This is a genomic window from Bacteroides sp., assembly GCF_030151085.1.
GTDB lineage: Bacteria > Bacteroidota > Bacteroidia > Bacteroidales > Bacteroidaceae > Bacteroides.
Genome location: NZ_JASLER010000056.1, coordinates 75,944 through 101,654, shown reverse-complemented (window position 1 = coordinate 101,654; position 25,711 = coordinate 75,944). Strand labels below are relative to the sequence as shown.

Here is a 25,711-nt window from a genome sequence, read left to right as displayed (position 1 = left end):
TAGGTATTAAGTATGTCTTCACAATTACTTCTGATATAGAGTAATTCTGAAGACATAGCTCATTTGAAGTTTATTTGTAGTTCTGATAGAACTCCACTACCGCTTCAATCCCTTTGCGGAAAATGTCTAACGGTATGTTTTCATTGGGTGAGTGGATTGCATTAGATTCTAACCCAAATCCCATCAATACTGTTTTGATTCCCAATACTTGCTCGAAAGTAGAGATAATAGGAATACTTCCACCTCGTCGTACAGCCAATGGTTTCTTTCCGAATGCTTTCTCGAATCCTTTTTCCGCAGCCTGATAGGCGGGGAGCGTAATAGGGCATACATACCCTTGCCCACCATGCATAGGCGTCACTTTCACTTTCACCGTATCGGGTGCAATGCTTAGGATGTAATCGGCAAACAGTTGTGAAATCTTATGATGATCTTGGTGGGGTACTAATCGGCACGACACCTTTGCGGTAGCTTTCGATGGAAGTACCGTTTTTGAACCTTCACCCGTATACCCGCCCCAAATGCCACATACGTCAAAAGACGGACGGCAACTGTTGCGTTCCAACGTACTGTAATCTTTCTCCCCAAAGAGTGCTTTGACATCAATAGCTTTCTTGTATTTCTCCTCGTCGAATGGTATATGTGCTATCATGTCCCGTTCGGCTTGTGGCACATCTTCTACATCGTCGTAAAAGCCGGGTACAGTAATACGGCCGTCAGCATCCACCACTTGGCTAATCATCTGACAAAGCACATTGATAGGATTGGCTACAGCACCACCGAAGTGTCCGGAATGCAGGTCACGGTTGGGACCCGTTACTTCTATTTCCCAGTAAGCCAGTCCGCGTAGTCCGGTAGTCAGTGAAGGAAGATCGGCACCGAGCATACTTGTATCCGACACCAATATCACATCTGCTTTCAGCAATTCTTTGTGTTCTTGGCAGAAACCTTCGAGACTTGGAGAACCGATTTCTTCTTCACCTTCGAAGATGAATTTTACATTCGTATTCAATAGGTTATTCTTTACCAAGTATTCAAAAGCTTTCACTTGAATGAAAGATTGGCCTTTGTCATCGTCAGCTCCACGTGCCCAGATATGCCCGTCACGTACTTCCGGTTCGAACGGTTGGCTTTTCCATAACTCCAACGGTTCGGCAGGCATTACATCATAATGAGCATATACCAATACTGTTTTTGCCTTCGGATCAACTATCTTTTGTCCGAATACAATCGGGTTACCTGCCGACGGCATCACGAGTGCTTCATCTGCACCGGCTTCCAATAACAATTGCGCCCAACGCTGGGCACAGGCCAGCATGTCGTCGTGATGTTCGGGCTTTGCACTGATGCTAGGGATACGGATGAGGCTGAACAAGTCTTCCAATATCTTGGGCTCGTTCTCTGCGATATAATCTTTTATCATATAATATTAGATAAGTATATCATTATTAATTCTTTTCGTCTTTATATTCTATTCCTTCATTAGCGATAACGCCATTAACCAACTTTCTTAGTTCCTCTTTGTTGGGCAAATAGAGTTCGTATTTTGAAACAAATAGCTTGGAATCCATTCCATAGGTAGCATATTCAACCAATAATTCATCTTTAGTGTGGCTGAGAATGATACCAATAGGAGGGTTGTCATCAATAGTATTTTCCTCTTTTGCAAAATATCCCATATACATATTCATCTGCCCGATGTCCTTATGCTTAACTGCGTTTTTCTTCAAATCAATCAATACAAAGCATTTGAGAATTCGGTGGTAGAAAACTAAATCGATATGATAATGGCGATTGTTGATAGTCAACGGATATTGGCGACCAATAAAAGCAAATCCTTTTCCTAATTCCAATAAGAATACTTGCAGATTATCTATCAGCTTTTGTTCTAAATCGTGTTCACTATATCGTTTCTTTTCGGGTAAACCGAGAAACTCAAGAGTGTAAGTATCCTTAATAACATCTTCAGGTTGTTGGACTATGATACCTTTCTGTGATAATTGAAGTATACCTTCTTTATCTTTACTAGCTGCCAATCGCAAATATAGAGCACTATCCATTTGGCGGCGTAATGAACGTACATTCCATTTCGCTGCTATACACTCTCTTTCATAGAAACTGCGTTCCAGCTCATCATCTATTGTGATTAGTTCACAAATATGCGACCAACTTAATTTGTCAGACATTGTCTGACAAATTGGATAGAGTAGATAGAACTTTCTCATATTGTTTAAATTAGGGCGGCTGTAGCCTTTCCCTAATTTAATACGTAATAGTTTTGCTAAGGAAGAAAGCAGTGCTGTACCATATTTAGCCTTAATATTTCCTTGTTGTTCAAACTCTACAATGTATTTGCCTATATTCCAATAGGTAGAAACCAAAGTCGTATTAACAATTTGGACTAATTGATTCTTAGTGTCACTTACCAAATTGGTAATATTGTCTGCCAACTGATTTAATTCTTGTTCTGCCAATATTGGTGAGCCTACTATATTTTTGTTTTTATCCATAGCAGTAAAGCCTTTCTTTTATTGATAGGCATCAAAGCTGTGTTGTTCTATCTATCAGATAATAATCCAACAGAGTCAAAGCTGTCATCGCTTCTACAATGGGTACTGCACGTGGCAAAACACAAGGATCATGACGCCCGCGAGCTTTCAGCGTAGTGTCTATACCATCTACATTCACAGTATGCTGCTCCATCAGTACGGTGGCTACGGGTTTAAAGGCAACACGGAAATAAATATCCTGTCCGTTGCTGATGCCGCCTTGAATACCTCCGGAATGGTTGGTGCGGGTTTCGATACGTCCGTTGTTATTATAAAAGACGTCGTTCTGCTCTGATCCTTTCTGCTTCAGTCCTTTGAAACCGTCTCCGTATTCAAAGGCTTTGGCAGCATTGATACTGAGCATAGCTCCTCCGAGAGCGGAATGTAGTTTTCCATATACGGGTTGTCCCAATCCGATGGGGCATCCTTTTATAACGCAGGTAACAACACCTCCGATAGTATCTCCTTCACCTTTTATTTTGAAGATCAGGTCTTCCATCTCCTTCGCCTTCTCAAGATCGGGGCAACGTACGGGGTTGGTTTCAATAAGATCGAGATCGTATGCTGTATAATTCTCTTCCAAACGGATAGGACCTACTTGCGAAGTATATGCGGTAATTTTTATACCTAATTGATTCAATGCTATTTTTGCCAATGCTCCTGCCACAACGCGCGAAATTGTTTCGCGGGCAGAAGAGCGTCCTCCCCCCCGATGGTCGCGGATACCATATTTTACTTTATAGGTATAATCGGCATGCGAAGGGCGATAAATTTCTTTCAGGTTATTGTAATCGTCCGAATGCTGATTCTCGTTCCATACAATAAAACCGATAGGGCAGCCGGTGGACTTGCCCTCAAAAATACCTGAAAGGAATTCTACTTTATCCCCTTCTTTTCGTGAAGTGGTGATTCGTGATTGTCCGGGACGGCGGCGGTCCAGCTCTTTTTGCACAAAATCCATATCGATGGTTATTCCTGCCGGAAATCCATCTATCACGCCTCCTATGCCTTTACCATGTGATTCTCCAAAACTGGTAAGGCGAAGAATATTTCCAAATGAGTTGAACATATCAATTGCTTTAAAGGTTTAAATATGAAGCCAATGCGCTATTAATTTCTCGAAAATAGAAGCTTTTGGCACTATAAAGATAACAATTTCTTTTTAAAAACGTTTAATCCTTTATAATAAATATGCTTTTATCCCCACTTTAAATACTCTCTTTAGACGCTTCCACCAAGATGTTTTAGGTTGCATTGCTTTTAGAGCGTTTCCGAATATACAGCAAGTACATACTAAATTTCCTTTTGAAGCTTCATGCATATTATCTAATACGATGTCTATAGGGTAATGCTCGTCTAGAAAAGCGTATAGGTCGGTAGCTTTCTCCAATTCACGTAATAGGGGACAGGAACTATTAGAACAGTGGGAACAAGACTTCATGGTCTTAAATTTAAAGTTTATATTGGGTTCCTATCTGTCTATAAAAAAGACGTGGGAACTATTGTCGATATTATGCTGCAATAGGGAACCGGTAAGAACCTTCAAGGGCATAATAAGCAATAGCCCCACGCCAAGATGTATATAACAAAATTATATGCAACTTGAACGTGGAGACTTCCACTTATTATTTGCCCTTTATAAAAATTACCGGTTCTTATTACAGCAAATAATAAAATGATTTTCTCCAAATCAAAGTACGTGTCTTCCTCTACTTCAAGAAAAAGATGTTACAAAGATAGGCATTTTTCTGAATACCGCTGTCATAGTAGAGCTCTTTTTCTATTCACTGAATTTAGTTTTGCATGCATATTTGCTCTCATGCTCTCATAGATTCTCTATATGTCTCTGTTCATCGGTGTTTGAGGCATGAGAACAACTATGATAGTAGGTATGAGAGCAAGTGTTTGCTCTCATATAGATTGTTCTTGGTTGTAATTTAATTGTTTGATAACAAACTGTTAGCGTGTATGATGCAAAGAATGTATTTTGTGTCAACATGATACAAATATCGTGTCAACACGGAGTTTATATCGGGCAAACACGTTATTAACTTCCTGCAAGCTCTGCGTTGAGCGTGCGAAACGACTGTTATTGATACGACTTTCACCTATACTTGTTTTGTAAAAGCCATGTACTTTGTCCCGTTTATCTCTATTGTTTATTATCTATTCACATTTGTTAGCCTTTTTGTTTACATTTGTCAGCTTATAAGCCTACAATTGTCAGCAGATAAGCTGACTAATGTTAGCCCTTAATAAATAGCTATATTTAATCGCTCAAACATAGGTGCATAAGCAAAGAAACACCTATCTATTTACGAACAAACAACCGTCTGTACCCTATGAAATGCATGTGTTATTTAACGTGAAATATATATGCAATCAACTAAAATCAGGACGAGAAAACGGGTGGAGGCAAATTTTGCATACACCTTTTTAATTTGCTTACACTGCTCTTGTAATGCCGATGAATAGGGGAATGTATAAGTCGGGTGTAGGCGTGTAGGCAAAAATGCATAAACTTTGGGTTCTTCGTCACTTTTGGTGGTAAATTCCGTTAAAGTAGTCAGTGAAACCACTGATATTTAATCGCTAATCGGATAAATTGTAAGCACAAAAGATAAGCATGTGTATATCATTGATTATCAGCATAATTAATGATTATTACCACCAAATGTGACGAAGAACCAAACTTCGTTTTGTTTTATTTCATTTCAGTAGGCTTTATTTCTATTTTGAAGAACATAAAATAGATGTTAGATGTTGTAAAACCTAGCTTTGTTTGATTAGAAAACTACCTGTTTTGATGATAATACATGAAAAAAGGAACATTCTTTTTTTAGAAAAGACCTTGCATAGGATTCTTAAAAGGTGTTATTTTGCACTTTCAATATAAAAAGGGAATTTAATAGCTCTTTATGGAACTTTTTATTAACTAAACAATTACTTTTAACGTATGAAGAAGAATTTATTTTATTTATTCGCATTGATCTGTTCAATGAGTTTGTTTACCGCTTGTAGCGATGATGACGATAATACGAATTGGAAGAAGTTACCTAGCCAAGCAATTACAGCTGAAAATCTTTCACTGGAGACTAACATTCCAGCAAGTTCTGGTGCTAGTGTGAAATTGGCAATGGCTAATGCGCAGAATGGTGTTTTGACCTTAAATAAAGTAGTTAAAGGTACAGATGCGGTTGAAGTAGATGTTACTGTTACTGAACAGCCTGATGGTACTTTCAAATTCCAGGGTGAAAAAAGTATATCATCAACTACTAAAGCCGCTTGGCAATTGCTTAGTTCTACAAATGTACGGGTTTCTGGTACTATTACTTTGGAAGGTAAGGCTACTGTAACGGTTTCTACTGAAGCTTCAGGCGATATAGTAAAGAAATATTTGTTGTGCGATGCTATTCGTTATGAAGATTCAGAAGATAGAACCAATGTATATGCTCCGGGCAGATTAAGTTGGGTATCTCCTTATGGTGAAGGAGATAATGCCGGACTTGCAGCAGATAATATTGCAACAGTAGGTACTAATATTTTGTCTGCATTGATGATGCAACTTCTGAAAGATGTAGAGTTTAAGGCAGATGGCTCTATTGTTGCTAATTATGCAGAGGAAATAAATATCAGTATGGATCAAATGATTATGGCTGGTATGGGCACGCTTCCTTCAACAGATGGCATCTCATGGAAAACTTCTCCTGCTAATTTGGCCTATTGGTATGTTAAAGGTGAGCAAATTTATGTAGTACTGAATATTCCTGCTATTGTAACTGAGGCCATGAAAGACGCGGAAGGATCTAATTTGACTCCGGAGTCCATAATGGGGATAGTTGAAATGGTGAAAGGAATGAGCGGTGCCGACATAAAGAAATTGCTAGGTCAGGTATTGGCTGAATTTGGAAAGGACAATATGCTAAGCAAATTGGATTTGTCTAAGATTCCAGATAGTGATATTGAAAAATTGATTGGTTATTTGACTGAAGGTTTTCCCTTGAGTTATAAGACTTCACAGTTGGAGATAAAGAAGGGAGAGGAAGTAGTAAGGACAGTTAATAACCTCTCTATTTATCTTGATAAGAATTTGTTTGATATCTTTATGCCAGCTATTTATCCGATCTTGCCTGATCTTGATACATTGTTGAAGGGAATGGAGATTGAAATGTATGGCCAGAAAATGCCTCTTTGGAATATGATTCAGATGTTGACCGGTTTGAATTCAATAACTGAAGTTGAAGGGATCTGGAAGGCTACAACTAAATTTAATTTAGGTATTAATCTCGGTAATGGTTCTTATAAAGATGCAGAGTAATTTTGAACTTTAAAGAAATAAAAGAGGATTCCAGTAGTGGAATCCTCTTTTTTGTTAAGGCATCTCCTATTGATGTCTTTTACTTCCAGCGATCTCAAGCAATCTTTTCTTTTTTATTCTTTTTCTTCGTTCTGGGTTGAAGAAAATATACTACCTTTGTTACATAACAAATATATATTGGAAAACAAAATGACAGAAACAGAAAGACAAAAGATTATAGCCTTGGTAAAATGTGAGGTAATTCCTGCCATTGGTTGTACAGAGCCTATTGCTGTAGCGTTGTGTGTTGCAAAGGCTGCTGAAATATTAGGTAAGCGTCCGGAAAAAATAACGGTTCTTTTGAGTGCCAATATACTGAAAAATGCAATGGGAGTAGGAATTCCGGGTACAGGCATGATTGGATTGCCTATTGCCGTAGCACTGGGTGCTTTAATCGGTAAGTCGGAATATCAATTGGAAGTATTGAAAGACAGTACTCCCGTGGCTGTGGAAGAAGGCAAACGCTTCATCGATGAAAAGCGTATTCAAATATCGTTGAAAGATAATATTGAGGAGAAACTTTATATCGAAGTGTGTTGTGAGTCAGGCGAAGATAAGGCGACAGCTATTATTTCGGGCGGACATACTACCTTTATATATATAGCTTGCAATAACGAGATATTACTGAATAAGCAAGTTGCAACAAAAAATGAAGAGAAAGAAGAAACCTTGGAACTGACTTTGCGGAAAGTTTATGATTTTGCCCTGACTGCTCCATTGGATGAAATCAGCTTTATACTGGAAACAGCCCGCTTAAATAAAGCTGCGGCGGAACGCTCCTTTGAAGGTAATTATGGACATGGTCTAGGTAAGATTTTGCGCGGTGCATACGAACATAAAATATTGGGAGATAGTATATTCTCTCATATTCTTTCTTATACTTCCGGTGCTTGCGATGCCCGTATGGCAGGTGCAATGATTCCCGTAATGAGTAACTCGGGTAGTGGTAACCAAGGTATTTCCGCCACTTTGCCTGTACTGGTATACGCTGAAGAAAATAACAAGTCGGAAGAAGAGCTTATCCGTGCTTTGATGCTAAGTCATCTTACCGTTATTTATATCAAGCAAAGTTTGGGGAGGTTATCTGCTTTGTGCGGTTGCGTTGTAGCTGCTACAGGTTCCAGTTGTGGTATCACTTGGTTGATGGGAGGTACTTACGACCAAGTATCTTATGCCGTTCAAAATATGATTGCCAATCTTACCGGTATGATTTGTGACGGTGCCAAACCAAGTTGTGCATTGAAAGTGACTACCGGAGTATCTACCGCTGTTCTTTCAGCTATCATGGCTATGGAAAACCGTTGTGTCACTTCTGTAGAAGGTATTATTGACGAAGACGTAGATCAAAGTATCCGCAACTTAACTAAGATCGGTTCGAAAGGTATGAACGAAACAGATAAACTTGTTCTGGAAATAATGACTTCTAAATGAAGAATGAGAAATGAAGAATGAAGAATTTAGCTGCGCTATGTATGCTGCAAAGAAATTCTTCATTCTTCATTCTTCATTTCTTAGTGGCATCCGCCGCATCCACATCCATGATCATTGTCGTCGCATCCATCTCCACACCCATCACCGCAGCTATCGCAGCCACAACCACAGCCACCGCCGCTCATCATGCGTGCAACTTCTGCTAATTCTTCATTGGTTGCCGGACGGCTTTCTACAATTTCACCTACAAAGTTCAGGTCACAACCTGCCATTGGGTGATTCATGTCCATTACGACAACATCGTCTTTAATTTCTACTACACTACCGTTGACACGTTGACCTTCAGAAGTCATCAAAGGAATGATGGCTCCTTCTACAATATGCTCATTGTCAAATTTTCCTTCAACAATGAAAATTTCTTTAGGAAGATCAATGATGTTCTCATCGTCATATTCACCATGTGCATCTTCTGCTTTGATAGTAAAATCAAACTGGTCACCTTTCTTCAAATCTTTAATTTGCGCTTCGAATGCTTCTAAAGTCATTCCCAAGCCAGAAATGAATTGATACGGATTTTCTGCAGGAGCTTCTTCTATGAAATCTTTTTCTCCGTCTTCGATTGAGTACAACTTATATGCTAAGGTAATGTACTTGTTTTCTATTGTTTCCATTAAATCATTAATAAATTAGTAAATTCTTTTTTCATGCTGAAATTCAGCCTATCTTCGTATGGTGGGCAAAGATACGAATAATTTCGGGGTAACTGCTATAGCCTCTCCTAAGTTTAGTATCTTTCAATATACTTAAAAACTTATATCATACACTTTGGTAGCTCCGGCATATATACCGCTATCCTTGAAACTGCAACAGATAGTTTTTGCCTCTTTAGATTGGTCGGGTAACTGGATGCTGACTTGTATGTCCGATTCCGTCTGTCCGGGATCTGCAATGTGGAGGCGGGTTGTACGGGGACCTTCCTCTTTAATCATAAGCGCGCAGGCTTTGTCTACTGTTACGTGGATGTCCCGGTGATTAAACACTCCTGCATTATAGAAAACCATTTCCCATATCCCCAGTTTCTTGTTTCTAACAACTTGTAGATCTGCAGTATTTATTAAAATTTCTATCTCGTCTTGTTTTTTGTATTTCTCTATCTTTTCGGCTGTGTCTTTTCCGGGAACTACGATGTAGGCATAAGTTGCATCTGATGGCCGTTGCCCATGATCGAAGCCGAGACTGAAGATTTCCATCTGTTGTTGCTCCTTAGAAGCAGTATTATTAATATCATACCAGTTACCGCTTTGATTCTGTCTGGTTACGAATACATTTCCACCGTTTGGAAATAGATAGGCGATGTCATTATGCAATATCCATTTGGGTGAATTATAAACGAAGTTCCCATGCATTATTTCAGAGTACTTCTTGTTAGCGCTGACAAATATCTTTTTATCCGGAACAGATAGGCATTGGTTGATCGTGGTATTTATTTCATCCGTTGAAGTAGAGTGAATGCCCGCACCGAGGCAGACAATCTCGTTATCGAAGAAGAACCAAGCTTTTCGAGCACCGGTATTAACGTTTGCAAAAGTATCCATATAGGCATAGGCCGAAACACCATAGAGACTGTCCGACACGCCACCGGCAAAGGTAGATGTGCCCGGAGTCTTCCAGTCACTGGCGGCTTGAGGAATTTCTTGCACTTGGGGAGCAGTCACGCCTGGGATACGGGTCCAGTTCCATACGGGGAAGATATTGGCATATTCATTGCCTGTGGTTACAATGTTTGTGCAACCATCCGACATGAAATAGGTTTTCAGATTTTCCCCATTTCCGTATTCACAACGTAACGTACGGGATGAAACCATGCGTACATCAAATGTGTAACCGGGGCGTACATGCAGCGTGTAGTCTCCTCGGAAGTAGTGGGTGTGACCGGATTTCAGTGCGTATCCGGCAGGCTCTTTGCCTTCCAAGCGGGCGATGATAGCTTTGAATTCGGCGGCATGCTCTTTGTCCAGTTCAACCATACGCTTGGCAAATAGTGCTGTATGGGATTTGTCGGTGACATTGGGACGGCTTACACCTCTTCCCAAGACATCAAACAACATATATTGTCCGCGTATAGTAGCATAATAGGTTTCGCGCATGAATTTACTTACTAAATCCAGTTTCTCTTGGGGAATAGCGAAGCGGGTTCCTCTGGTGTATATGGCAACTTGTGTGATGCCTTTCAATATTTCGTCTCCATATCCGCCGATGTACAATTGCTGTCCGTGTTGGAAATAACTATTATCGTATTGGAAACCTTCTTCGGTGGTATAGACTATAGGGCTATACACGTTTTCGAGAGCAGTTTCCAAGTCTGATTCATTTTCAGATAGACAAGCGCGATATATCCAATGGAGGGCAATATCTGTGCGATTGGCTCCGGTCCATTTAGCCGGCTCGCCGCCATCCTTCTTTATGCGTTCCAAAAGTCTGCTTTCCAAGCTTGCCTGAAGTCGTTTCTTGCCTATGCGCATTTGTATAAGCAGGATACCCAGTCTTTGCGGTTCGGCTATCTGATTGTACCACCAGTTATGACACCATGGATTTCGCTCATGCCAGTATTCGAGCCCTTTTTCTATTTTGTTGAACAGGCTTTCGTCTTCATAGTATTTATTTTGAGGATTGGTATAGGCAAAGGCAAAATCGGAAAGGCGATCCACATGTGTGAGCGGAGGCCAGTTAGTGCGTTGTATGCTGGCATAGTCCACATCAGTGAATGAACCATCGGCATCGTTGTAGGTTTTCAGTTCTTCTTCTATTTTTTCTGATGTGGGGTTGTTGGCGAAGTCTTGCCTGATTTTCTCCATGAGTTGCTCAAATTCATTGCTTTTTGCTTGGTGCATGAAAGTAATGGATAAGTCTGCTTGGATAAAGTTGCACGTTGCAATCATAAAAATGATGAAGGTTAGAATACGGTTTTTCATTGGGTTGTTTTTATGGGTGTTTTATAATTTAAAATAAGAATATCTTTTTGTTGGGCGGGTATGAGAAGCATTGATTTCTGCAAAGGTATACTTTTTAATTTAATCTTTTGTAAAATAAAAAAGGGAATTTAGTGCTGAAAGGGTAAGCTTATCAGTATGTTTTATTTTTTAATTCGCTTATATATAGGTGTTTAAATGTATGCGTTGAATTAGAGTAAAAGAAAAGACTAAAATAGTAAAACGTAATATCTTTAATAGTCTAGTTTTGCAGCGTTAATTTTAATTTAAACATTATGAAAGATGCAAAAATGGTAATAATAAATAAGAGAGGACTTTTCTCAGTTCTATTTCTTACTTTGTTTATAGGGTTTGAGACTCTTCAAGCACAGCCATTGGTTCGTTCGGACATAAGACAATCTATGCGTAGGGTGGCCGACTGGCAGATAGCCCATATTAAAGAGGTACCTTATAGTGATGTAAACTGGGTTAACGCCACCTTCTATTTAGGATTGTATCGTTGGGCAGAGATTGCTGAAAAGGATAATCAGGATTCTTCCTATTTCAATTGGCTGATGCGTCTTGGTAGTCGTAACTATTGGCAAGTGGATAAGCGGATGTACCACGCAGATGATATTTGCGTGGCGCAAACGTATTTATTAATGTACGATAAGTATAAACGACCGGAAATGCTGATTCCTACAAAGGCGCGCACAGAGTGGGTGATGGCTAATCCTCCTCGCGGTTCATTTGAGTTAAGTTATGCCGATGCCTCTACGTTGGAACATTGGACTTGGTGTGATGCTTTGTTTATGGCACCGCCGGTTTATCTGCACATGTACGATATTACGGGTGATAAAAAATACATCCGTTTCATGGATAAAGAGTATAAGGCTACTTACAACTATTTGTTTGATAAAGAAGATAGTCTCTTTTATCGTGATTGGCGTTATTTTACCGAAAAAGAAATGAATGGTTCCAAGGTATTCTGGGGGCGTGGTAATGGCTGGGTACTTGGTGGCTTGGTAGAACTACTTCGTAGATTGCCGGAAGAAAGTAAATACCGTCCTTTCTATCAGAATTTGTTTGTCCGCATGGCAGAACGAATATTGCGCTGTCAAGGTAAAGATGGTTTTTGGCATGCTAGTCTATTGGATTTGGATTCTTACCCTTCACCCGAAACGAGTGCTTCCGGTTTCTTTGTATATGCCTTGGCTTATGGTATTAATGAAGGCTTGTTACCTTCCGATCGTTTCCTGCCAGTGGTGAAAAAAGGTTGGAATGCTCTGCTTTCTGCACTAGAAGAAAATGGAAGATTGGGCTATGTTCAGCCTATTGGAGCTGACCCAAAGAAGGTGACACGCCAAATGACCGAAGTATATGGACCTGGTGCCTTTCTGTTGGCTGGTACGGAAATGTATCGTTTAGCGCAGGAATCACCTGTGCAGACGGCCGGCTTATCGGTGGATCGAGTGCGCGAGATTGCCTCTTTTCTGCCTGTAGTTCCTCAAGGCATCGGCATCTCTTGTAAAGACCGCGATTTTTGGGATAAAATGAAGCAGGATGCTAATGCACAGCAATTGCTGAATGAAGCTCCTGCCTTGTTAAAGCAAGGAATGCCTCCTTTCGTCGATTCACTTTATCTGCATCTTAATAAGACGAATGTTCGTTTGCCGGGTGAACAAATGATGGATGCACGTTTTCAGTATCTTATCAAATTGACGTTGGCAGAGTGTTTGGAAAATAATCGACGTTATATACCGGCTATAGAAAAAGCACTGGTTTCTTTGTGCGAACAGAACCCATGGTCTATTCCGGCTCATGATCGTAATTTACAGAACTATAATGGTACTGATTACTATGTGGATCTTGTGGTGGCAACTTCAGGAAACAGCATTGCTCAGTGCGTTTCTTTGTTAGGTGATCGCCTTTCTCTGGAGGTAAGGGCACGTGTGCAATGTGCTTTCAGTGAAAAAGTTTTCCGCCCTATCCGTCGTTGTTTAGAGAAAAACAAACCTTTCTGGTGGTTTACTATGGCCAATAATTGGAATTCAGTATGTCTAGCTGGTGTTACTGGTGCCGCTCTTGCCCTGTTGCCCGATCGTGAAGAACGTGCGTTTTTTGTAGCTGTAGCCGAAAAGTATCATGTATATGGCATGAAAGGATATGCAGACGACGGGTATTGTAGTGAAGGTGTGGGATATTATAATTATGGCTTTCGCGCCTATATCTTGCTTCGTGAAGAGGTTTGTCGTGCCACACAAGGCAGGATCGACTTTTTCCGTACACCGAAGTTTGTGCGGATTGCCCGGTATGGAAAGAGAATACAGATGTTGAATGGCATTTGCCCGGCTTATTCTGATTGCCGGAGCGGTCTTTCTGTAGATGGGTTTATTAATAATTATTGTGATAATGTGTTGGGTACTGTTCCCTACTTTGAGAAGCTTGTATTTCCTTTTACCGGCCATAACAATAACTTCTCTCTTTACAGTATAGGACTCTTTCCTCAGCAGGCATGGAAAATGGATATGAACGAAGAGATGAAACAAGCCTTGCAGGAAGAATTCGATCCTCTTCATTCCTATTATGAGAAAGCAGGTATTTTGGTTGCTCGCCCAGGAGAAGAGAGTAGTTGTCGTCTTGCTATTTCAGCGAAAGGTGGACATAATGCCGAAAACCACAATCATAATGACATTGGTTCGTTTGCCGTATCGTTGGGAAAAGAGACAATGGCAGGCGATCAAGGAGGACCATTCTCATATCCCGGTGACTATTTCAGTGCAGATGCTCCTGAGAAGTACTTCATTAAAGGGTCTTACGGTCATCCAGTCCCTTTGGTAGATGGCGTACAGCAATCGACCGGTGCCGGGGCACGTGCCATTGTTTTAGAAAAAGAACTGACTGATATAGAAGCCCGGTTTTCCATTGACCTGACTCCGGCCTATCATACTCCGAAATTAGAGAAACTGATGCGCACCTTTACATACAATCGGAGCGGTAATGGAAGTTTCTGTGTGGAAGATAAGTTTGTAGCCAATGCACCTATTCGTTTTGCAACTGCTTTGACAACGGCAGCTGCATGGAAACAGATTGATTCCAATCATCTCTTATTGACCGTAAATGATGAAAAAATGATAGTGTCTGTAGAGGCTTCCGGAGCGGTGGAGTTTAAAGCCGAAACAATTGAACTGAATTGTCCTGCTTATATCCGTATTGGGATTACATTGAAGAAACCTTCAACGGACGGACATATTGCTTTGTCAATGACTCCCCAATATCAATAATTGGGGGAGGTTTTACTAAGGAGTGAGTTTAAGAATGTACGTTATCTTAATCTAATTAATAATTAATCTAATTAAAAATGAAAAAAAAAGCGTCTCTTGATTTCTCAAAAAGGATGCTCTTCTGTGCACTTTGTACATTGTCGAGTGCTGGCGTTGTAGCAAGTCCTATGAGTGGTGGAAACCTTTCCGATGCTGATGTTGTGCAAGTGGTGGCACAGAACGGTAAGACTGTAAAAGGTGTTGTAACGGACAATTATGGTCCGGTTCCGGGTGCTAATGTCCTTGTAAAGGGAACTACTAATGGTGTGATTACTGATATTGACGGTAAGTTTACACTTGCCAATGTGCCGGAGGGTGCAGTTCTACAAGTATCTTTTATCGGATACATTACGCAAGATATTAAAGTAGCGGGTCAAACTGACTTTACCATTCGGATGAGTGAAGATGCCAAAGCTTTGGAAGAAGTGGTGGTAGTGGGATACGGTTCTCAGAAGAAAGTGAATTTGACGGGTTCTATCGGACAAGTGGATTCTAAAGTGCTGGAATCCCGCCCTATTACTTCTCCTGCGAGTGCATTGCAGGGAACGATTCCTAACTTGCAGATTACGAACACAAGTGGTGAACCGGGACAAACTGCATCACTGAATATTCGCGGTACTACCTCTATCAATGGTGGTAGTCCATTGGTTCTGGTGGATGGTGTGGAGATGAGCCTCGATTTGGTGAATCCGAATGATATTGCTAACGTAACTGTATTGAAAGATGCTGCCGCATCTGCCATTTATGGTGTACGTGCAGCCTACGGCGTCGTATTGGTGACTACCAAAAGTGCAGGTAAAGATATGAAGACCATGATTTCTTATTCAGGTAACGTGTCTTTCTCCAAACCGACAGTCTTGCCTGAAATGTTGGATAAGTCTTCTGAATATGCCGAATTTATTAATACTGCCAATCTAGGTGGTAATAGAGCAGTTCGTTTTACAGAAGATTGGATTAATGGAATGAAAGCTTACGAGGCTGATCCCGTGAATAATCCTGCGTATGCAATCGTCAACGGATCCATGCGCTATTATGGAAATACTGACTGGGTTGACTTGATGCTGAAGAAACTAACACCTTCTCATCGCCATAACGTGAATATCTCAGGCGGTAATGAGAAAACTAAGTTTTACAGTTCGGTAGGTTACTACAAGCAAGATGGAATGTATAAATATGGAACGGATAGTTTCAAGCAGCTGAATACTCGTTTGAACGTAGAAAATCAGACTACATCATGGATGAAACTCGGTGCGAAGTTCTTGTATAATTACTCTGCTAAGGATGCGCCACATAAGTACAAAGACGATACTTGGCATGCTATGTGTTTCTCTGCACCTACACGTATGCCGTTCCAATGGCAAGGCGATCCTGATTATCCGCAATACGATCAATTTATCGGAAAGTATTTTCAAGATCAAAATCCTATTTCTTTGTTGGATCAAGGCGGTCGTAAAGAAACCAAAGTGCATGATATATGGGCTACCGCAAGTGCTGATTTTACCTTTACTGAACATTGGAAAGCACGCGTTGATTTTACTTATAACCTGAATTATAAGCGTGTCTCTGATCAGAGAAAGAGCATAGATATGATTAAGGATAATTTCACAGCAACTCAAGGTGATACGGCAGATGATTCTTATAGCTGGGATAATTATAATAAAGACTATTATTCTTTTAATGCTTTTACTGAATACGAACGTACTTTTGCTGAGAAACATTATCTGAAGGGTATGCTTGGATTCAATCAGGAATTGACTAAATACCACAATTTCTGGGGAAGCCGCAAGGGCATGTTGTTGCAGAATCTTCCTTCTTTGAGTTTGGGTACCGGTGCTCAAGAAGTTGGTGAAGATGGTTATGAATGGGCATTGAGAGGTGGCTTCTTCCGCTTGAATTACATTTATAATGACCGTTACTTACTTGAGGTGAACGGACGTTATGATGGAACTTCTCGTTTCCCTTCTGACAATCGTTTTGTGTTCCTTCCTTCTTTCTCTGCCGCATGGCGTATTAGTGAAGAACCTTTTATGAAGACTACACGTAGCTGGTTAGATAACCTGAAATTCCGTGCTTCTTATGGCGTATTGGGTAATCAGTTGTTGACAGCAGATACTTGGACGGGCAATACGAAGTACTATCCATACATTCCTTTTATGTCTTCGGATGTAGCTATTAACTGGCTGTTCAATGATAATACCCAATCTACGGTAATTAATCCGGCTGGTTTAGTCTCGGATGCTTTGACTTGGGAAAAAGCTTCTACTGTGAATGTAGGTGTGGATGTTACATTGTTTAATCAACGTTTTGATGCCTCTTTTGACTATTATCAGCGTACTACTTCTGACATGTTGGTGAAAGTATCATATCCGGAAGTGCTGGGTGCCACCGCACCTCCTGCTAATGATGCGGAACTTCGTACAAGAGGATGGGAGCTTTCTTTGGGTTGGAAAGATAAAATTGGTAAAAATATCAATTATAGTATCGGTCTTATTTTGTCCGACTCTCAGGCGGAGATTACTAAATATAGAAATGACAATAATTCATTATCAACCTATTATGTAGGTCAGAAGATAGGTGAAATCTGGGGATATGAAACCGAAGGAATTTTCCAGACGGAAGAAGACTTGAAGAATCATCCTAGCCAGTCGAAGATTAATTCGGGTAAATGGGAGATAGGTGATATTATGTACAAGAATCTGAATGATGACAACGAAATCAGTAATGGTAAGAATACGTTGGATGACCATGGTGATTTGAAGATTATCGGTAACACTACTCCACGCTATCAATATGGTATTAACGGTAGCTTCAGTTATAAGGATGTTTATTTGAGTTTCTTCTTCCAGGGTGTTGGCAAACGTGATTTCTGGCCTAGTGCACAAAACTTCTGGCCGGCAGCCACTACTTATTTCAATGTACAAAAATGGCATGTTGATGAATCTTGGTCTGAAGACAACCGTGATGCATACTTTGCTCGTCCTAGAGCTTATGTAACGAAGAATCAGCAGAAACAAACCCGTTATTTGCAAGATGCTTCCTACTGCCGTATGAAGAATCTGACGCTTGGATGGAATCTTCCGACATCATGGATTAGAAACGTCTTTCTGTCTAAAGCTACAGTCTATATAAGCGGTGAGAATTTATTTGAATTTACTAATATTAAAGGTCCGTATGATCCTGAAGCTGCTCGTGGAAACGGTTCAATGCTTTATCCTTTCCAACGTACGTACTCATTTGGTGTAAATCTAACATTCTAAAATCGAACAATAATGAAAAAACATATATATTATATTGCATCGTTGGCTATTGTTTCTGTATTGGGAACTTCGTGCAATGACTCTTTCCTTGACCGAACTCCGACTCATGACCTGAATGATAAGAGTTTCTGGAATACAGCCAACGATTTGGAAGTATATTGTAATGGAATTTACAATGAAGCTTCTAATGGGGACTATGACATCATGGTGGGCTTTGGTTCAAGAGGTACTTCTTCTACGACTTCTGCTGCATGGGGTAGCAGCTACAAGGCTATGCTTTGGAGAGACGTTCAAAGTGACAACTTAGCTTCGAAAGTAACCTCTCAAGCCAGTATGGCTGAGGTGGCTGCCGGATTGGAAGTAGTGCCTAACTCCGGTGGCGGTTGGGTATGGAGCTTGCTTCGCCGTATAAATGTATTTTTGGCTAATTATGATGCCGTAAAGGAACCTCAGTCTGTAAAAGATAAATATGCAGGTGAAGCCTATTTCTTCCGTGCATGGTTTTATTTAGACAAAGTGCAACGCTTCGGTGATGTGCCTTGGATAGATAAACCGTTGACAACTGAGTCTGAAGAGGTGTATGGACCTCGTGATCCACGTGCTACTGTAATGAGTCATGTGTTAGAAGATATAGACAAAGCTTGTAGTTATTTGCCGGAATCTTGGAATGGAACTCAGATGTGCCGGGCAACAAAAGGTGCTGCTTATGCCTTGAAATCACGCATCTGTCTATATGAAGGTACCTATCGTAAATATCATGGCTTGGGTAATGATTATAATGAATGGTTTACAGAGGCTGTAAATGCGGCTGAAGCATGTATGAAGCTGGGTTACAGCATTTATAATACAAATCATCCGGAAAGTGATTATGCTTCTCTGTTCAATAGCGAAGATTTAGAAGGTAATTCGGAAATTATACTCTACCAGAAATATGTTTCGGGTATACAACACCACCGTTTAAGCGGTTATATTGTTTCTAATGAGCAGTGGGGTGCTACTAAAGATTTTGTAGATGATTTCCTTTGCCTCGAAGATAATGGTAACGGTGGTAAGAGAGCTTTACCGAGAGAAGTTGCGATGGAACGTGGTACTTATAGTGAAGATACTTATGAAGATATACTAACAAATCGTGACCCACGTCTGACCCAGGTAATATTGGATCCCAAACAGGCTCACAGCATTCTTTACAACAAAGATAAATATGAGTTTCCTCGTATTGCCGGTATGACTAACATGGAATCTTGCTCAGGCTATCATGTAATTAAATATTATAATAAGGAAAATGATGCTAAAGGTAGCGGTAGTGGCAACGAAACGACAGATGCTCCTATAATACGTTATGCTGAGGTATTGCTGAATTTGGCTGAGGCTAAAGCTGAACTGGGTACTTTGACTCAGGATGATGTCGATAAAACCATTAACTTATTGCGTAAACGTGCAGGTATGCCGGATTTGGTTTTGAGCCAGATTGTAGTGGATCCTAAATATGCCAGTCTTGATCCTAAATTAGCTGAAATTCGTCGTGAGCGTCGTGTTGAACTCTGTTTTGAAAATACACGTTATCAGGATTTGATGCGTTGGAAAGAAGGAACAAAATTGTCCCAAAGAGTTTTAGGTATGCGTTTTGAACCCTCTTACTTCGACGCTCCTCACTTTAATCCAGCAGAAGGACATGTTGATCGCGAGTTAGTTCATCTCTATGTAGATACTAAAACAGGATACAGTTATCTGGATGTATATAAAGGAACCGATTACGAAACTCGTACTTTTGATGAGAAAAAGCATTATCTGCGTCCGATACCGAAAAATGTAAGAGGTCTGAATCCTGCAATTGAGCAAAACCCGTATTGGGAAGATTGATATTTTGGTAAACAACATGAATCGATTATAATATCTAACCAATTTGAATCTCTTTAAAGGGCTGTCTCAAAATTAAGATAAACCTATCATATTGTTATGTTGAGTGTACAACAGCAAGAAATGATAGCAAAATCTATTTTGAGACAGTTTTTTTATCGAAAGTCTGTTGAACTTCGAAGTTTCATTTGGTTACATAATAATCAAAACTGATTGATAATTGAATGTGAAAACATATATTTGCATCAATATACTATGACTTTGAAAGAGAAATAAACTTATGAATAAACATTTTTATTGGAGTACTTCATTGCTTACAGTTGCCGGAACAATAGCGGCAAATCAGCAATTACAGGCTCAACGACCGCATATCGTTCTCATTATTTCAGACCAACATCGGGGGGATGCAATGAACTGCATGGGAAATACTTCTGTAGTAACACCCAATATGGACGCTTTGGCTGCGGATGGTACCTTGTTTATGAATGGATATTCCTCAACACCGAGTAGTACCCCTGCTCGTTCGGGATTACTCACGGGACTTTCTCCGTGGCATCATGGTATGCTTGGATATGGAAGAGTCGGAAAACACTATCGCTATGAAATGCCGCAAATGTTACGTGACTTGAATTACTATACATTCGGTATAGGGAAAATGCATTGGTTTCCACAGAAGTCACTGCATGGCTTCCATGGTACATTAGTGGATGAAAGCGGCAGGGTAGAGAGCGAAGATTTTATAAGCGATTATCGCTTATGGTTCCAAATGCATGCGCCGGGGCTAAATCCGGATTCTACCGGTATCGGCTGGAATGCACACGGCGGCGGATTTTATAAACTGCCCGAAGATTTGCATCCTACGGCTTGGACTGGAAAAATGGCATGCGAAATGATTCGTAACTACGATCGAGGAAGTGGACAACCTTTGTTTCTGAAAGTATCTTTTGCTCGTCCGCATAGCCCTTATGATCCACCACAACGGTTGATGGAATACTACGAGGGCAAAGATGTACCTGCTCCTTGTATCGGAGAATGGTGTAAAGAGAAAGAGTATGCCGTTCCTTGTGAGGTGGAAATGGCAAAAAAAGATGCTGCATTTGGTAACTTTGGTGAGGAATATGCAAAAAAATCTCGTCGTTACTATTATGCTAATGTGACTTTTGTTGACGAGGAAATAGGTAAAGTGATACAGGCCTTGAAAGAGCAAGGTATGTATGATAACGCATTGATTTGTTATATTTCCGATCATGGCGATATGTTGGGTGATCATCACCATTGGCGTAAGACCTATCCTTACGAAGGATCGGTACACGTTCCTTATATAGTGAAATGGCCTTCGAAGTGTCATTTTGATAAAGGGACTAAAAATGAAGCTCCTGTGGAGTTGCGTGATTTACTACCTACTTTTATTGACCTTGCTGGAGGTGCTATTCCTCCGGATATGGATGGACAATCTCTGACGACTCTTATGAAAGGAAGTACAGGAAACTGGCGTAAATATATTGATTTGGAACATTCTACTTGCTATAGCCCTGATAATTATTGGTGTGCGTTGACTGATGGAAAGATCAAGTATGTATGGCGTTTTCACACAGGAGAGGAAGAGTTGTTTGATTTGTCGGGGGACCCCAATGAACTGAAAAATGTGGTGAAAGAAAAAAAGTATCATTCTCAACTTTTGAAATTACGTGAAGCAATGGTTCGCCATTTGTCTGAGAGAGGGGAAGAATTTGTAAAAGACGGCAAACTTCAAGTGTTGAAGCGTACTGTACTTTACAGTCCTCTTTTTCCTGATGAAAACCCTGTGGATACGGGTATCTGATGTGATGAAGTTTAATAATTAACTTATAGAAGTCTTATGAAAACCAGATATTTGCTGCTATTTTTGACTCTTTTTTATATCCTATCGGTATGCGCTGCCGCAGAAAACTATAAATTCAGGACTCTTTCGCCCGACGGGGGATTCTATTATGATGGGGTGAAAGCGATCGAACAGGATAAAGACGGCTTTATCTGGGCAATGATGGATTATGAACTCTATCGGTTTGACGGTTATCATTATAAGAAGTATTATCCTTACTTTGCATCGATGACACCGACAAAAAGGTGGATATTCAATAATATGGCATCCGATACTTCCGGTTATTTATATGTGAATACGAATAACGGACTATACCGTTATGATCGTATTTCGGACCGGTTCGAGAGAATCTTTGATGTTGTGACGCATGTCAAAGTGGATAAAGCGGATAATCTTTGGGTGAGATACCAAAACAGATGGAGCTTGCTGGATGCGAATACCGGTCAGCTCCATACTCCGGTTTACGATGGGGAAGTACCTGAATACAGCAATGTGACTTTTTGCTTACATAACAATGACTTATATACATTTATACATCGAAAGATTTATCGCTTTAATTATGCGGAAAAAAAGTTCGCACTTTGTTTGACGCTGCCTAATTGGGATGATAAGGGAATTCGCTTTGCGCAGACGTATATGGGAAAACTGTGGGTATTCATAGATAATGATAGGCTCTATAAGATTGATTTATCTTCTTACAAAATAGAAGAACATTATGCGCCTTTCTCGGAATATGACGGGAATACATTACGGGAATTCTATATAGACAAGAAAGGAATGCTATGGTTAGGAACGATAGGTGGATTGTACCTATTCAACCCTTCAACTAAAAAAATGACCCAATATAAGCATTCAGATACAGATCCCTTCAGTTTGCCCAACAATTCTGTGTGGAAAATCTATGGAGACAGGCAGGGGAATGTCTGGATTGGAACATATTCGGGTAAGTTATGTTACGTAAATATAGACGAGAATAATACTTTCAAGACTTACCACCCCCAAAACAGTGGATTGAATTATGCTCCGGTAAGTGCATTTGCCGAAGAGCAGGATTATCTCTGGATAGGTACGGAAGGGGGAGGCATAAACCGGATGAATAAAGCTACCGGAGAATTTACCTCCTTTACTGGTAAAAACAGTGTTACTTCCAATAATATAAAATCGCTGGTAATGGATGCCAATCATAATTTGTGGATTTCTACATTTAGGGGAGGCGTGGATGTTTACAATACTGAACACCATAAAGTAACCAATTACAGGCAAGTGAAAGGAGATTCAACTTCTTTGCTGGTGAATGATGTCCGGAAAACCATTCTCGAAGGGGATTCCGGCATGTGGGTGGCTTACCAATACCCTATGCCGAAGATTTCTTATTTCTCTTATCGTAGTAAATCGTTCACTCATTATAGTTTGGATAACACACAAGATTATGCTTACTTGTTTGATGTCTTGCGGCAAGGAGAAAAAACATTGTGGGCTATCAGTAATGAAGCACTCTATCGTATGGATATTCATACGCGTACCGTAGAAAAAATAGTTCCCAATGATTCAATCTATTTGGGTTTATTTACTTTCTGCTTGGATGACTCAGGTAATATTTGGATTGGTACCATCGGCAACGGGCTTATTAAATTTGATACTAATACTTCAAGTTTTATTTCTTTGAAAGACAAATTGCAGCGTGATATTTATTCTATTTATAGTATTTGTTATGATGATGGAAATGTTTGGATGGGGACTGATGATGGACTTTATTGTTATAATATAGCTGATAACCATCTGATGAAATTCGATAAAAAGGAGAATACACAGGGGCAGGTTTATTATCCATTGGCATCTATGAAGGGGATGGATGGATTATTGTATTTCGGAGGAACAAACGGCTTTACGGTTATTCACCCGAAAAAAATATCGTATAACAATTACAAGCCTAAAGCTATCATTTCTGATTTCTTCATTGACCATAAGTCAGTGCATCCTAACTATGTACCTGATGATTCGCTCAATATTATTAGTTTGGATTATGACCAAGTGAATTTTGGCTTCCAATTTTCTTCTGACAATTACCATATCCCTGAGAAGAATAGGTTCAAGTATCGACTAAAGGGATATAATGATTCTTGGATTACCACGAATGCACAGCAACGTATGGTGATGTACTCTAAAGTGCCTGCGGGTATATATTACTTTGAGGTTTATGCTGCCAACAATGACGGCGTTTGGAGTGATAAACCCACTATAATAAAAATAATAAGAAAGACTGCTCCTTGGTTCAGCTGGCCTGCTTACCTCTTTTATGCATTGATCATGATAGGAATTATTTATCTGATTTATCGTCACTTTGCTGAAAAGAAGAGGTTGAAGATGTTGCTTTATCAGGAAAATATAGAGAAAGATAAGAAAGAACAAATTCATCAGGCTCAGTTACGTTTCTTTACCAATATATCTCATGACTTCAGGACTCCGCTTTCTCTCATTCTTGCTGCTTTGGATAAGTTGAGGCGTGAGGGTTTGAAAGAGTATTATTACCGGATACTGAATGGCAATGTACAGCGTCTGCTGAATTTGGTGAACGAATTGATGGATTTCAGGACGATAGAGAATGGCAAGATGCGCTTGGAATTACAGCCACTGTGCATCAGTAGTTTAGCGGCAGAGATAGCCAATGACTTTATGGACTATGCGGGGCAACGAAAGATTGATTTCCAGATAAAATGTGATGAGACATTGCCGGCGGAAATATATGCCGACAAGAATATTGTTGAAAAAATAGTGATGAATCTGCTGAATAATGCCTTTAAATATACGCGGGATGGCGGAAAGATTCTTTTGGAAATTAGATGTGGAAAGGAATTTGTATCTCAGTATAAGAACGGTTATACGGTAGGCGAATGTATCAATGAGGTGTTCTCTATTATTGTTAGTGATACGGGTGTGGGTATATCCGGTGAGACGATAAACAGTGTTTTTGAGCGTTTTTATAAAGTGAACACAGTCAATGCTGATTCCCATTTGGGTACAGGCATAGGATTGGCACTTGTAAAGAGTTTGGTTTTGCTCCATAAAGGCGTTATTTCTATCTATAGCGAAAGAGAAAGAGGAACGGATATGATTGTGTGCCTGCCTCTTGACCGTAATGTCTTTGATGAGGCGGATTTCATGAAACAGAAAGAAATCATGCCGGAAATATCTGTGCAGCCTGCGGATGAAGAATCTGTATTTACTGGTGTAAAAGGTATGGAGGATGAGTTTATGCCATCCACTAAAAAGAAGATATTGATAACCGAAGATAATGATGATTTGAGAATCTTGATAGCAGAATCTCTTTCAGATGAATTTCAGATGATGCAGGCTGGAGACGGTATTGAAGCTTTAAAGTTGATAGAAGAGGTGGATTTTGACTTGATTATAAGTGACATCATGATGCCCAATAAAGATGGTGTTTCATTGTGCAATGATATTAAGAAAAACGTGAATACATCGCATATTCCCGTCATACTGCTCACTGCTAAGACTAGCCTTGAAAGCAAGATAGAAGGAGTTGACTCCGGAGCTGATCTTTATTTCGAGAAACCTATAGATTTGACTTATCTGAAATTGTCTATACAGAACATATTCAGAAACCAGCAGCAGCTAAAGGAACACTATGCCAAGAATTATTATGCGGACAGTAGCGAATTGTCTTCAAATGAGCAGGATAGCAAATTCTTGAAACAGCTTATCGCTTTTATAGAAACAAATATGGACCAGTCGGAAATGGATGTAAACTTGATAGCCGAAGAACTGTCGATGAGCAGAAGCAAACTTTATACGAAGGTCAAGAGTTTGACGGGAAAATCAGTCGTGGAATTTGTTTTGAACTGCCGTTTGCGTAAAGCTGCCAAATTAATTATCGAAGAAAATATGACGATGAGGGAAGTGATGATGCAGATCGGTATAGAGAGTCAAGCGTATTTTACCAATTCTTTTAAGAAGGTATTTGGCGAAACACCTACCGCCTTTGCTGCAAAGCATAAAAAGTTGGTCTAAGGACGATTTGGATAAAACAAAAAACGAATTGAGCAAGACGCTGAGTGTGGAATTGGCTTTCTTTGCCGAAACATTTAA

At 40.0% G+C, this 25,711-nt stretch carries 12 protein-coding genes; 7 read left to right on the top strand and 5 right to left on the bottom strand.

Features of this window, described 5'->3' with window-relative positions:
- Positions 1-70: 70 nt before the first annotated feature.
- The 3 genes from Q1W14_RS11275 to aroC are packed head-to-tail and all read right to left on the bottom strand — an operon-like array spanning position 71 to position 3,618.
- On the bottom strand, positions 71-1,423 hold the full coding sequence (locus Q1W14_RS11275) for a dipeptidase (protein ID WP_300701514.1): 1,353 nt from the start codon (positions 1,421-1,423) through the stop codon (positions 71-73).
- 25 nt (positions 1,424-1,448) lie between these two features.
- Positions 1,449-2,510, bottom strand: coding sequence for a PDDEXK nuclease domain-containing protein (locus Q1W14_RS11270; protein WP_300701513.1), 1,062 nt, complete (start codon positions 2,508-2,510; stop codon positions 1,449-1,451).
- A gap of 31 nt (positions 2,511-2,541) precedes the next feature.
- Positions 2,542-3,618 (bottom strand): chorismate synthase, encoded by a 1,077-nt coding sequence (aroC, locus tag Q1W14_RS11265; protein ID WP_300701511.1) that lies wholly within the window; start codon positions 3,616-3,618, stop codon positions 2,542-2,544.
- A 1,929-nt stretch (positions 3,619-5,547) separates the two neighbouring features.
- On the opposite strand from aroC, the gene Q1W14_RS11260 reads away from it, so the two are divergent.
- On the top strand, positions 5,548-6,867 hold the full coding sequence (locus Q1W14_RS11260; RefSeq protein ID WP_300701509.1) for a DUF4925 domain-containing protein: 1,320 nt from the start codon (positions 5,548-5,550) through the stop codon (positions 6,865-6,867).
- A 189-nt stretch (positions 6,868-7,056) separates the two neighbouring features.
- A complete protein-coding gene (locus tag Q1W14_RS11255; RefSeq protein ID WP_300701507.1) occupies positions 7,057-8,337 on the top strand; it encodes a serine dehydratase subunit alpha family protein in 1,281 nt (426 codons plus the stop codon).
- A gap of 80 nt (positions 8,338-8,417) precedes the next feature.
- Here the strand turns inward: Q1W14_RS11255 and Q1W14_RS11250 are convergent, their stop codons facing one another.
- Positions 8,418-9,008, bottom strand: a complete 591-nt coding sequence (locus tag Q1W14_RS11250) for an FKBP-type peptidyl-prolyl cis-trans isomerase (RefSeq protein ID WP_300701506.1) — start codon at positions 9,006-9,008, stop codon at positions 8,418-8,420.
- A gap of 132 nt (positions 9,009-9,140) precedes the next feature.
- Positions 9,141-11,276, bottom strand: a complete 2,136-nt coding sequence (locus tag Q1W14_RS11245; protein WP_300701760.1) for a polysaccharide lyase 8 family protein — start codon at positions 11,274-11,276, stop codon at positions 9,141-9,143.
- Positions 11,277-11,602: 326 nt separating this feature from the next.
- Here Q1W14_RS11245 and Q1W14_RS11240 point away from each other — a divergent pair, with 326 nt between their 5' ends.
- From Q1W14_RS11240 to Q1W14_RS11220, 5 genes are all read left to right on the top strand, one after another.
- A complete protein-coding gene (locus Q1W14_RS11240; RefSeq protein WP_300701504.1) occupies positions 11,603-14,590 on the top strand; it encodes a glycoside hydrolase family 88 protein in 2,988 nt (995 codons plus the stop codon).
- A gap of 77 nt (positions 14,591-14,667) precedes the next feature.
- On the top strand, positions 14,668-17,886 hold the full coding sequence (locus Q1W14_RS11235; RefSeq protein ID WP_300701502.1) for a TonB-dependent receptor: 3,219 nt from the start codon (positions 14,668-14,670) through the stop codon (positions 17,884-17,886).
- Positions 17,887-17,898: 12 nt separating this feature from the next.
- The gene (locus Q1W14_RS11230; protein WP_300701500.1) at positions 17,899-19,746 is read left to right on the top strand and encodes a RagB/SusD family nutrient uptake outer membrane protein; all 1,848 of its coding nucleotides are present in this window, start codon (positions 17,899-17,901) and stop codon (positions 19,744-19,746) included.
- Positions 19,747-20,023: 277 nt separating this feature from the next.
- Complete coding sequence (locus Q1W14_RS11225) at positions 20,024-21,565, top strand: arylsulfatase (RefSeq protein WP_300701498.1); 1,542 nt, start codon at positions 20,024-20,026, stop codon at positions 21,563-21,565.
- A 36-nt stretch (positions 21,566-21,601) separates the two neighbouring features.
- Positions 21,602-25,633 carry a hybrid sensor histidine kinase/response regulator transcription factor gene (locus Q1W14_RS11220; RefSeq protein WP_300701496.1) on the top strand — a complete coding sequence of 1,344 codons (4,032 nt, stop codon included), beginning with the start codon at positions 21,602-21,604 and terminating at the stop codon, positions 25,631-25,633.
- The last annotated feature ends 78 nt before the right edge of the window (positions 25,634-25,711 follow it).